The 13,383-nt window shown below is 51.0% G+C and carries 3 protein-coding genes; 1 reads left to right on the plus strand and 2 read right to left on the minus strand.

Features of this window, described 5'->3' with window-relative positions; all coding sequences use genetic code 11:
* Positions 1-65 precede the first annotated feature (65 nt).
* Both JW814_09805 and JW814_09810 read right to left on the minus strand, forming a co-directional pair.
* Complete coding sequence (locus JW814_09805; protein MBN2071738.1) at positions 66-521, minus strand: hypothetical protein; 456 nt, start codon at positions 519-521, stop codon at positions 66-68.
* An 87-nt stretch (positions 522-608) separates the two neighbouring features.
* Positions 609-12,377, minus strand: coding sequence for an FG-GAP repeat protein (locus tag JW814_09810; GenBank protein ID MBN2071739.1), 11,769 nt, complete (start codon positions 12,375-12,377; stop codon positions 609-611).
* Positions 12,378-12,739: 362 nt separating this feature from the next.
* Here JW814_09810 and JW814_09815 point away from each other — a divergent pair, with 362 nt between their 5' ends.
* A complete protein-coding gene (locus JW814_09815) occupies positions 12,740-13,303 on the plus strand; it encodes a hypothetical protein (GenBank protein MBN2071740.1) in 564 nt (187 codons plus the stop codon).
* The last annotated feature ends 80 nt before the right edge of the window (positions 13,304-13,383 follow it).

Here is a 13,383-nt window from a genome sequence, read left to right on the forward strand (position 1 = left end):
GTACTATTATCGCGTTTTGATGGAATAGAATAATATCATAAAGCAGCAATAGCAGTATATCTCTATTACTCCCTGAGCAAGGCCTTGATAGCTCCCCATGAAGTCGAATCGTTAGATATCAATCCCTGTATCAGGTCTATCATGATCCTGTTTTCGCCGATATCATCCTGGCTTATCCTCTTTCTCTCGTAGAGATATTCCTCTTCCTCCCCATCGGCCCTCGCCCAGATTTCCACCCAGTCATCGGTTGAGACGACGCATCCGCCCGTAAAATCAAGGAATACCACCTTGTATTTTCCTTCATCCAACCCATTTCCGAGCTCAGATACGCCCTCGATGTCCTTTGTCGCGTTCACGACTCTGATAAAATAATTCTCGCTGGAGGGAGTACCATAACTGTCGGCGTACATCATCCCGTATACGACGAAGACTGCCGATTCATCCTGGGCCGACACCCCGGTTGGACCCGAGGCAGCCAGCATGAATATGATCGCCGCCAGAACAAACGACCTTCCTTTCATATTCTTCCTTCCTTTCATCTGTAATAGCCTTTTATAAAATCCATATTTTCCCCTTTTTTCACCGATGGATTCGTGTATGCAACCCACTCATCGTAAAATAACCATCTTCAAAGCTTTCTTGTAATCTACAGTCTCCAGCCTGTAGAAATAGACCCCCGATGCTGTAAGGGATCCGTTGTTATTGCGTCCGTCCCAAGTCATCTGGAAATATCCCGCTTCTCTCTGCTCATCGACCAGAGTGCGGATAAGCTGTCCCGCCACGTTGTAGATCTTCAGTTTGACCCGTCCGCGCGCTGATGTCTGGAACCTGATCGTAGTGATGGGATTGAACGGATTGGGAAAATTCTGATACAGTTTCGTGACGGACGGCATGCCTCCTTCAAACAGGGCGTCGAAGTAAGCGTACCTCTTCTTTATGTCGTTATCTTTGATAGTGTATTCAAAAGGTTCGCATATCTCCCTGCCGGAACTTCCCAGTACCCTTACCTTGAGAATATCCCCCTGCAATATATCGCCGCGGTTTTCGAGATCGATCAGTACGGCTGAAAATTCTCCACGCTCAAAATCGACTCTTACCGGCACATCTATATTCGTCCGGCTGTTCCGGATTCTGACGGTGCAACCCGGATCGAGGGATTTCTTCTCCCCCCATATCATCGTCGACAGGCTTCCGGTCACGCCAAGAAGCGGAGCTCCCGCGACCTGATTCTCATTCTCTGTTGGAATATATCCGCCCACAGGAAGCTGCTGACTGCCGATCCATCCGCTTCCGGTGAATGATAGGGTATCATCCTTTTCGCAGAAAGCTATGTATCCGCGCGCTCCAAGGATTCCGAATCCGTCCCCGCTGTCGAAATCCGGTATGAAGGCGTTCCATCTTCCTCCAGTGAAATCGTATCTAATAAGCAGATCCGATCCGAGTCTGTCGCAGAACGAACGGGCATTAAACGGCTCTGCCGGATCGACGGGGAGTGAGACTATATTCATCCCTTCATCTACTATTATCTGTGGCAGATGTGTTATACCGGTGTACGCGACTTCTGCCGCCTGATCGAGGACCGCGATATATCCCCTGGTATTATCTATGAAGAAACCGTCGCCAGTCTGCTCTGACGGAATGAATGTCTCAAAGCATCCTGCCGTATCATACCTGATTATCTGGGAAGCGCCGAGAAGATCAGCGTACGACCGGGCAGTATATTCGCTCGACGGCTCAAGAGGAAGCGCCACCAGGTTTATATCCTGCGCGTACTCCACGTAATATGTCTTCTCCTCCACATCTACGATAAAGACTCTCTCATTGTTCTCTTCATCTGTTTCGATCACGCTGCCGTTATGATCGACCCTTATGTATATCCCGTACTGGCCGAGCTGCCTCTGTGATATCCATACTATCTCTACTTCTTTCTCCTCCCCGCTCGCCAGTCTCGCGACAGGGACAGGAGAGCCTATCAGCGCTCCTCCAAGCTCCGGGTCTCCGTTGAAGAAATGGACCATGAAATTCTCGGCGGGGGCTTCCCCGAGGTTGGTTATTACCGCCCGCACGCGCACTTCTTCTCCTTCGACAAACGAAGTAAACGCCGAATATCCAGATGAAGAGGCTATATACAGGTCGGGGAATTCCCTCCTGATCACGTTGAGTATCTCGTTCGTCTCTATCGCGTCGTTGTCATCGAATACTATCAACGCGCTGTTGGTTATCTCTGCTCCGTCGGGAACATCGCTGTCGGGCCTGACAGTGAAATAGACATGCCCCTCGCCTATACCATTCTCGTCATTGGGCGGAAGGAATCCCGCATCTGGATCGATCGGCGGGAGGCCTGTAGCAGGATCTATCGTATTGAAGATCCAGTGGGCTATACCGGTCATCGTATTGATGCCGGCGTTTATCTCAAGCAGATAACCCGATTCAAGCTCGAGTGTCGTATAATAGTAGGACAGGTTCGCGGGGACCGCGACGACCTGGTCGGAATAGACTATGTCGCCAAGCCTGAATTTGCGCCAGTCAAGATTCTCATCGAGCTGATCCGTTATGACTACCTGCTGCGCTGCAGCCTGGGCGTCCGGGACATTCTCGAAGTATATCGTGTATGGCAGATCGACGAGCTGGGAAACGAAATTCTCCTCTTCCGGCATAGTCGGCCCGAGTTTTTCGTTGGGGTCCCTGGCTATTCTAACCGTGACATTCGTCTTTTTCTTCTTGAACTTGTCATCGTCTTTCGCCGAGACATAGAAATCGTTGACCTTCTCATCAGCTGCGATCAGTCCGAGCGCTGTGATCCCCGTTTCCTGCGTCGGGACCTCGGGAGATCCAAGCGCCGACGCGGCGGAAAGAATCGTCTCGTCGATCCTGTCGCTGACCAGTTCGGTGATCGTGCTTCCTTCACTGTACAACCGCTCTTCGTTCCACGCTTCGGTAAAGAGCAGGTCGAATGTGTCGGGATCTACGATCACTCCGTCGTATTCAAGCCGTTCGACGAAAGCGTCCGCGGCGTCATCGGCCCACGCCGATATAAGAGACCTGTTCTGCTCTGCTCCCCTGAACTCAGGTTCGGAATAGACCGAGATCACCTCTATGCTGAAATCGGCCATGCCCCAGATGGAGATTGTGAAATCAGATGATGACCCCGCCCCTGTAAAGCTAGTATATACGAGGAACGGTTCTCCGTCTGAGACAATGGGAAGTCTCATCATGCCGTCGACGCCGAATGAATACATCGATCCCGCGTCGACTGTCACTGAACTGATTATATCGTGCCCATCGCTTCTGCCCAGGTTCATCAGCGCTATGTCGTAATTCGTCCTGACATTCTGCCTTATCGCCGTCGCTCCCTTGATATAAGGCTGGATCACCGGCCCCACGCCGTCTACAACGGTCACAGAACCGAGAAGTTCCGCCGAATCAGGAGCAGCGGTCGTCAGTACTACATCGTACTGGCCAATAGCGGCTCCCCTCAGATCGAACCCGGCCTCTACCCTTGTGCTGTTGATCGAATATATGTCCCAGGCTTCTACCGATTCTCCCGCCAGCGGTCTGAGTTTTACCGAAACAGCATCGCTGAGGTGTCCTCCCGTTATGGAAAAGGTGACAAGCCCCGTGTTATCTACCACGACCGGCTCTATATCGGTGAGCTCGAAGAGGAATGATTCCGGTCTTATCGAGTAGGAACCTCCGCCAGGCACGTAATCGCCATATACCATCAGGTAGCAGACAAGAGTGTCGCAGCCGGGGATGATATGCTCCTGGCTCCCGATTAGCTCGAACCTGTATTCATAATCGATCCTGTCGGGTACTTCACCGTATTTGATGAACATGACGAGTTCATCATTCTGGCCGAGACACTCCGTATAGAATCTCAGGTCATTTCCACCCGACGCGCCGAGCCTGTAAAACTGCTGTTCCGAGTACTTGATGATCGACTGGTGCGTAACCCCCAGGGAGAGGGTCTGAAGGTCGATATCGATATCGTCCTGGGAATATCCCGTGTTGTTAGTCTCGTCAGCCTCGTGTATATTATTACGGATATCAGAGCGGACAAGAGCGTAATACCCTCCCGGAAGCAGTCCCGGGACAGACGATTCGATCGCGCTGAGATAATCCGATGTGGCGATCGTGAAACTCAGCCTGACTAGGCCGCCGGCCTGAAGCCCGCTCGAGTGAAGCAGTTCTCCGAGGTATATATCCCCAAGGGACCATGACGTATCGGGAGAGATATAGACTGCATCGCGCCACTGGCCTTCAAGATCGAACTCACTTTCGTTTATCACCGTCCAGATGATCGTTATCGAATCGCCGACTACTCCCGATGGCGGTATAGTAACTCCGCTTACAATCAGATCGGCATCTGGCGGCGGGATATAGATATGGATCGGGTCCGGATCGTACGCCATGTTGTTGTCTTCGTGTACATATTCGTAGACGTTATCATTCCTGTCGGTCTCGACGAAGAAGTAGTAGTTCCCCGATATCCCTGACGGTATGGTGACCTGGCGGCTTGCCGGGTATGAAGCGCCGGAAGCGAGGCCCCCGCTGTGATAACGCGTCCCGAGCAGATAATCGGTCTCATCAAGCATCCTGTCGATCGAGAGATATACTCCGTCATACCAGCTTTCCGGATCGCACGGACCAGTACCTTCGTTGCTTACAGTCCAGGTAATTATCGCCGGCTGCCCCGCTATCACTGAATCCTGGTCACAGTCGACGCCCGCGACGGTAAGATCCGGAGGAGTCATCACTATCTCCCGGAAAATAAAGGCGGTATTGTTCTCTTCCGTCTCTTCAGTGACCGCTTCTCCCGCGTCAGTTATCCCGATAATATAGTATTCTCCCTCTGTCCCTTCAGGAAGAGAGATCTCGTTCGTCCTCGAGTAACTGCTCAGTGGAGCGAGGTCTCCGACCCGGCTGTACGATACGATGAGGATATCGGTCGAAGTTTCCAGCGTGCTGTCCGGCGAAAGATAGAACCTGTCAAGCCAGCTCCTCTCCCCTGAAGGTACGCCATAATCGCTTTCATTCGTCACCGTATAGCTCAGCGTGTCCTTGACGCCGTCGATAAACCCAAGGGTGGTCATCGCGAGATCGGGGGGAGGATCGGGCGGTATCGTACTGATGGTAACGTGAGCCGATCTCATGTTGTTGTCTTCATTCCCATGTTCATAGACATTGCCGCCTGCGTCAGCGAGGACAAGGATATAATAATCACCTTCATATCCTTCCGGGATGGTGACGCTCCTGTTACTCTGGTAGAACTGCCCCGCGCCAAGCGCGCCGTTGTGGGAGAATATACCGATCTGCGTATCGACGCCTGAATTATAAGTGCTGTCTGATGAGAGGTATACGCGGTCAGTCCAGGACGTAGAGACTGTACCTCCGCTGCCGAGATTGCTCACAGTCCACTGGACCGCCGCCTGCTCGCCCGATGTCATCTGAGTTTCCGGCAGAAGTTCGGTGACCTGAAGATCTGGCGGAGGCGTCAGGTTGATGACGAATGGCACGACGGCGATATTGTTATCCTCTGCTCCAGGTTCGTACACTTTACCCGTCGCGTCTGTCACAACGAGAAGATAGTAATCACCTGAAAGACCGTTAGCGATACTGATATTCATCGATTTTGAATATGTCTGGTTTATTACCAGCGCTGCGCTTCTCTGCGCGGAAAGAAGAAGCTGATCGTCACCGTTGCCGGGAAGACTGTCGGTGGAGAGATAGACATAATCGTACCAGCCAGTCGCTGATGTCTGATCCGGTCCGAAGTTCTTGACTGTCCAAACTATTTCCGCCGTGGACCCTGACCATGCCTCTCCTGACACTCCCGCTCCGATGATCCTGAGATCAGATTCAGCCAGCACAGGTTGCACCGGTTCCACGATCTCTATCGGTATCATATATCTCAGTGAATTGTTATTTTCGAAAATATCTTCCTCGACTACGTCGTCGATATCGGTATAGACGAATAGATAATACAAACCGGTTATCCCTGAAGGTATATCGACCGTGTACGACCTTGAATAGATCCCTCCGGGATTGAGATACCCGGAATGATAGACTCTTTTAAGATTCAAGTCAGTCCCCGTGACCAGGGAATCGTCGACAGATATGTATATCGCGTCCGTCCAACCGGAAGCTGAAGTCGGCCCCGCTCCCTCATTGGTGACTTCCCATTCGATTTCCAGAGTCGCTCCGGCTGTGACGGTATCGGAAGCAGTGGAAATGTTGCTCACCACAAGATCGGCCGGTGAGGGAGAATTGATGATTATCGGATAGACGTCGCTGAAGTTGTTCAACAGCTCCGGATCGTCGAAACTCAGATCGACATCGGTCCATACGAAGATATATCTGGTCCCGCTCAGGTTTGATGGAAGGGTAATGGTCCTGATTGTCGTATAGCTCGAATCCGGCTCAAGCGGCTGTCCTGGTATATCTCCTCCGATATGTATGCTGTTGTGAGGATCGACTATGCTATCCGGGCAGATCATCACCCAGTCCACAGGGGCTGCGGCTCCGGTAGATTCGTCTCCGATGTTGGTCACGGTCCATCTCACCGTCACTGGATTTCCGGCCCAGCCGGTCAAGGCCGGAACGAAATTAGTGACGGCCAGATCCGGCCTTGGATATTCTATATACCTGACAACGATATGATCGCTTACCGTGATGTTGTTTCCCTCTTCATTGTGCTCGTCGACATAATCCCTGTTATCAGCGACAACAACGATATAGTAGATGCCTCCCGGGATCTCCTTCGGTATCATCACAGGTCTGTTCTGCTGCGAGTAGCTCTCCTGAGGACCAAGGTATGACATATTCTCATATTCGCCGAGAAGATAAGCTCCCTGAAGGGACGGGTTGGGAGAGAGATATACCTTGTCATACCAGACCGGGGTCGTCGTGGCAGCCCCTCCCTGGTTAGTGACATCCCAGCTTATCTCGATCTCAGTATTGGTATCTGTCGAATCGGGCAGTTCTATGCTAGAAACGACAAGATCGGGATATGGCGTCATGGTTATCGCTATCGAATCATCCGAGACTGCGGTGTTGTTACCCTCCCATTCGTACTCGCTTACTTCGTCTTCTGCGTCCGTCACGACGACTATCCATCTGCCCCCTTCTATATCTTCGGGGAATGTGATCGGATGGATATGGGTGTACGAGGAATCGACATCGAGAGAATAATTATAATTGAACTCTGACAGTTTGATATCGCCACCGGCGACCTGATCGTCAGAGAGATATATATGTTCCGTCCAGCCTCCGGTGGACGGCGCGTCCCCTTCATTACGCACCGTCCACTCTATATAGACTCCCTGACCTGACATTCCTTCTGCCGGCACTGAAATATCAGTTACCCGCAGATCAGGGTGAGGCGGTATGGAGATCATGAAAGAATTGCTTATCATCGCGTTATTGCCCTCGTGTCCTTCCTCGCTGACCCCCGCCGCTCCGTCGGCGACCACTACCAGCCAGTACCTGCCGGTGATATTATCGGGAAGAAGTAGCGATCCGCTTACTTCGGTGCTCTGGCCCGGACCTAGCGGCCCTGATACGGAAACGTTACCCAGAAGCACGTCCCCTCCCACCGCGCTGTCTGGGGAAAGATAGACCCTGTCCGACCAGCTACCCTGGACTTCGCAGTCTCCGATATTTGAAGTTATCCAGCTGGCACCTATCTCGCTGTTACAGAAAGCGCTGTCAGGGACAGTTATCTCAGTTATGACAAGATCGTTATACCCGACGGAAAAGAGGACCGTATCTGGACTGGCGTCGATATTCCCGGCAAGATCCCTCGCCTGGACTTCGAACATATGGCTCCCCTGGGTAAGGCTGGTATATGAACATCCCGTACCCGTCGACCAGATCGTGTATATCGCTCCATCGAGCCTGTAGCGGTATTGAAGAGCGTTGACAGAAGTATACTCGTCAAGCCCCGTCCAGGTGAAACTCACCGAGCTGCTCGGCCAGCAGCTCCCATCTTCCGGGCCGCCGGTGACCTGCGTCCCCGGCGATGTTATGTCGATCGTAAAGATCCTGGTCAATGCTCCCGCGTTACCTCTCTCGTCTTTAGCCCTTATGTCGAATGTATGGATTCCTTCGTCAAGTCCGTAATACGCCGCCGTGCTGTCCCTTCCCCAGTCGCAGAATCCATCGGAATCTATTCGGTATGAATAGAGGATGCTGTCTTCGGGAGAGATATCGTCTGATGCTCTCCATTCGAAACTGACATCGACGCCTGAAAGATGCTGTCCTTCATCCGGCCCTTCTTCAATGACTATCACCGGCGGCTGGGCGTCGATCGTGAACGAAAGGGTATCGGGGGTCGCGTCTTCATTGCCGGCAAGGTCCCTCGCCTTTACCGATATCATATGCGGACCGTCTGTGAATCCGGCGAAGGTATGTGTCGTATCGGGAGTGAAAGCTGAATATGGCATTGCATCGACCCGGTAGGAATATTGAAGATCTTCTGTTCCGGATTTATCGTCGCTTCCGCTCCAGGTGAGAGTTACCGATGATGAAGTTACAAGGCTTCCCGCCTCTGGCCCGCTTGTTATTACTGTCTGGGGGGCTACCGTATCGACCTGAAATACTACCGTATCGGGAGTGGCTTCTTCATGACCGAGAGGATCCTTCCCCTTTACCATAAATACATGCGTGCCCTCACTCAATCCATCGTACGTAACCGTGTTGTCACTGCTCCAGTCGCTGAACTCAGATGAATCGAGGCTGTATGAATAAAGAAGAGCTTCAGGCGGAGCAATATTATCGCTACCCGTCCAACCGAAAGTAACGCTTGTCAAATTCGTCCAGCCTTCATCATTCGGGCCGCTCGTGATCTGTGTTTCCGGTGGCGAAAAATCAACCGCAAAGTTCCTCTCTGCGATCCCAATATTGTCTTCTGTATCCCTCGCCCTGACCTCGAACAGATGAAATCCTTCAGAAAGGCCACTTAATGTTATCGACGTTACCTCTCCCCAGCCGCTCAATCCGCCCGAGTCGAGCTGATACGCGTACAGTATACTATCCTGGGGAGTGAAATTGTCTGTCGCTATCCATGTAAAATCGGCCGAAGTCTCGATCTGGGATGATCCTTCCTCTGGTCCCGACGTGATAACTATGACAGGTGGTGTTATATCGTCGATTTCAACATTGTAAAGGCCAGCCTTTTGAACTCTTGTTCCAATAATGAATTCATCACTTCCATCATCGTCTATATCCCCTATGGATGATACGCACCAGCCTGACTGCTCATTCTGCGCGCTTCCTGAAGCGATAAGGTCAACATTTCCATCGGGGACGGGGCTGCCTCTGTATATGAATGTCTTGCCCTGATAGACAAAATCATCGACGACATTCGGCGCTCCGACCATAATATCGCAATACCCGTCGTCATCGATATCTCCTGCTGATGCGACTGAATACCCGAACCAGCCGTTGGCGACTGGGGGAATAATGCTGACGTCAGCGGTTGCGTCCATGACTGAACCGCCAAGGAAAATATAAGCCGCTCCGTCCTCCACGTTCTTCCAGTACGCGCCGACTATCACGTCGGAATATCCATCACCATTCACATCGCCCGCGGAAGAAACACAGGTACCGAAACGATCTCCATCATCAGATCCATCGATGACGACATCTGCGAGAGGATCCATAATTGTTCCACCGAGGAAAACATAAGCCCTTCCACGATCCTCTCCGTACATCCCCGCGCCGACAATCACATCGTCGATTCCATCTCCGTTGACATCCCCCGCGCCCGAGACGGAACAGCCAAAAAGATTATCTGATCCGGGACCATCAATACTCATTACAACATCTTTAAGATTATCAACAGACGATCCGCCAAAATATATATACGCTTCACCATCGTCGCCGGCGCCGGAAGCACCGATGATAATATCGCCGTAATTATCGTCATTTACGTCTCCCGCCGATGCTACTGAAATACCGAAACGATCCCCTGTGACATTTCCAATAACTATAAGATCGACAGTATTGTCAGGTTCGTTTCCGCCGAAAAAGACATAGGCACATCCCCTTTCAGTATTCCTTCCATATGCCCCGACGATCACGTCGTCATATCCGTCATTATTAATATCGCCGGCGCTCGCTACTGAACTGCCGAATCTGTCTCCACTCGACTCACCGTACAGGACCAGACCTGGTTGATCGGTGAACAATTGCCCGCCGTAATATATATAGGCGACGCCCGATGTGGCGTTGGAGAGGTTCCTGCCTGTCTGAGCACCTATGATTATATCGGGAGCTCCATCCCCGTTGAAATCACCTGCTGAACCGAGCGCTCCGGCAAAAAGATCAGAGACAGCGGGAGTATTTATGACCATATCTGCCGTGATCTCTACCGCCTCAACCGCTGAACATCCCACGCCCCAGGCCCCTATCTGCCCGCACCCGGGGTTATCCGGCCTGCAGGGAGAATCAACCCTGAGAGTCCACGGTTCACTCGGATTATCATCTGCACAGAAGACCGGGTCTATCGAAAGGTTTCCGCCTGCGCCATCCTGGCCTGTCAGGCATCCTGTCCAGTCACCTGCGTCGTTACCGTAGACGTCGCAGCAGGTAAGTGTCACCGAGGGTGTTCCATCGTATCCGGCGGCGCTGCCGGTCTTATTGAATGCTATTATAGTGTGGTCTATCGTGCTGACTATTCCATCACCAAGATATATCCCCGCTCCATCCGGGGCTTCATTATCGGCTACCGTGCAGTTGTTTAGATTGATTCCCCAACTTGAATACGGGATAGCTGCATAGATCCCACCACCTTGATCGGAAGCAGTATTTCCTTCTATCGTAGTCGATAATAACGTCACACCACTAATGAGGGAGTATATTCCTCCACCATCTGTCGCCGTGTTTCCCGATATGATACAATCTTCCAGATTTATCTGAGAAATCAGTAAATATATGCATCCACCTGCAGAGGAAGATCCATTTTTAAGGGTGAACCCTTTTATCAATGCGTCGCTGATGCCATTGGCGTAAAAGACCCGGCCGAATCCCTGCGCATCTATGTTCACATCCGTCGGGTCCCCTGTTGCGCCGATTATATCGATCCCTGATTTCAGTGTTATATCGTGTTCGAAATACGTCCCCGCGTCGACGAACACTGTATCGCCTGCCGAGGCGGAATCGATCCCTGCCTGTATAGTCGGCGCTTCGGAAGGAACGTACCAGATATTGTCGGAAGTGACATTTACAGTAAACGACCTCGCCGCCGGGGTTTGATCCTCATTAAGGACTTCATCCCTTGCTTTTACTTCGAATAGATGCGATCCATTCGAAAGACCGACATATTGGCGCGAAGTCCCTCCGGAAAACGCGCTGTACCCCTCTCCGTCAAGCTGGTATGAATACTCGAGGTCTCCCGTGGCTGTATGGTCATCCGAACCGGTCCATTCAAAAGTCACATTCGATGTGCTGATCGTGGAACCCTCCGAGGGCCCCGCGGTGATCTGCGTTTCGGGTGGAGCGACATCAAAACCTGTTATATTCATGATATTTCCGGATACTATCGGATTGCCTTCCGAGTCTTCCACATTATCTACCTGGACTGTGTACCCTGTGCCCGCTACAAGAGGCGCTGCGAGAGTAAGCAGGACACTCATCGAATCGCTTTGCAGAGATGCCGCCGCGACGGGTATCGTCGTCGAAGGATCCAATGTCTCGAATACAAGATAGTTTGATACGTCCTCCGCGGAAGATGGATACAATTCTTCCGTAAAGAGAAGTTCGACCTGGTTGGCGGCGACCTGATCGGCACTGACAAGTTCTGGAGTGCAGGAACCGTTATACGTGAAAGAACCACCCAGAACAGGCATCTCAGAGCGATTTTCATCACAGATCGCTATCCTCGGATTGGAATTTTCAGGACAGGGCATTATTTTTACAATATTCGGGGAATCCAGAGCGAGGGGAATCACTCTTATCATCCCTATTAAAACCGGTCCTCCGAGTTTGCCCTGGCAATCACTAAAGGACATCATAAACCCCGTATCAATATCCCCCATCCAGAGATTACCTTCCCATTCAGTACCTATGATATATAAATTAGGGCTTGTCCTCTCTACGCGGAATTCGCATGCCCATATCCCTTCGGTATTATCCTCTGGATGGTATACTACATATAGAGTGTCTATCTGATAGAGAGCCAGTTCACTGTCACAATCAGTCCCGGCCGGATCTCTATAGATACCGATCTTCCCTCCATGCGGATCAATACGGTCCAATGATTGTGAGCCAGAGCTGAAATATGGAAACTGGGCCATCGCCTGGCTACTGAGAAGAAATGATGCGATTGAAATGATTAAAGACAGAAAGATCCCCCCGGACAATCTTCGGCGTCTCATGATATCTCCTTATGAAATAATCAGGTCCCCTTTAATCCGATGCTTAATTATTTGAAACAAATAATCCCCCAAAGCATCACATTCAATGTAAATGATTGTTGACAATTAGGAGTTCATTTTATCACAAATAATATAATTTGTAAAGATAATTACCTATATTTTCGACTTTGTTGTATCAACTGCCGATATCAGACCCTGTCAACCGGCAAGAAGGATAATGCCTCCAAAACAGCCTCAATACCTGATTTTTTATCTCCTGTGTCTCTCAACCGATATCATATCCTCTTCTCTCTTGACATAATCTCGTGCCTGTGGATACCATGCGGCAATTAAGCCATTTTCCACTTTCAAAGGAGGGATTTGTGTCAAAACTCTTCAACTCTTTTGTCATCCTTGTGATCCTCGTAGCCTTGGCCGCCGCGCCCTCGTCAGCGAGTGAATTCCTCGAAAAGAACACGACGTACAACTTCCAGGTAGGCATGATCAGCCCAGGCACCTTCTGGGTGGATGGAAACGACTTTGACAGCGATATGAGCTACAGCCTCAGCGCCGGGCTCGATTATAAACTCGGCCCGAAGATCTCCGGCGGCATAGCCACCAATATCAGCAATTTCAGCGTCGAATCGGAATCATCGACAATGTTCGAGTTCGGATTCCTTTTGAAGGCATGGATCGCTCCGGAGGGAAAAAACTTCATCTTCCGCCCGGGATTCGGATTATCGTACGGTGCCCTCAGTTCGAATGACCAGACCGATTCTTCCAGCTATTTCGTCATAAACGGCACATTCGAGATGATCTTTCCAATGGATAACGGCATCAACTGGCTGATAATGGCTGGTATCACGGGAGCTCCGTCAGGCGGAAACGACGACTATGAGATGACTTACGGCCCCGGTTTTATTTTAAGAGGTGGAGTTACTTTTTAATACCCGGCCGAACGACCTAATTCGGGGTCACCGGCTTAAAAATAATTACGGCGGAGAGCAAAAGCCTCCGCCGTTTTCTT

It is taken from the genome of Candidatus Krumholzibacteriota bacterium, assembly GCA_016932415.1.
Lineage (GTDB): Bacteria > Krumholzibacteriota > Krumholzibacteriia > Krumholzibacteriales > Krumholzibacteriaceae > Krumholzibacterium.

Excerpts from the sequence above, each read along its gene's own strand:
- JW814_09805 (MBN2071738.1), bottom strand. The coding sequence starts at position 521 with ATGAAAGGAAGGTCGTTTGTTCTGGCGGCGATCATATTCATGCTGGCT.
- JW814_09810 (MBN2071739.1), bottom strand. The coding sequence starts at position 12,377 with ATGAGACGCCGAAGATTGTCCGGGGGGATCTTTCTGTCTTTAATCATT.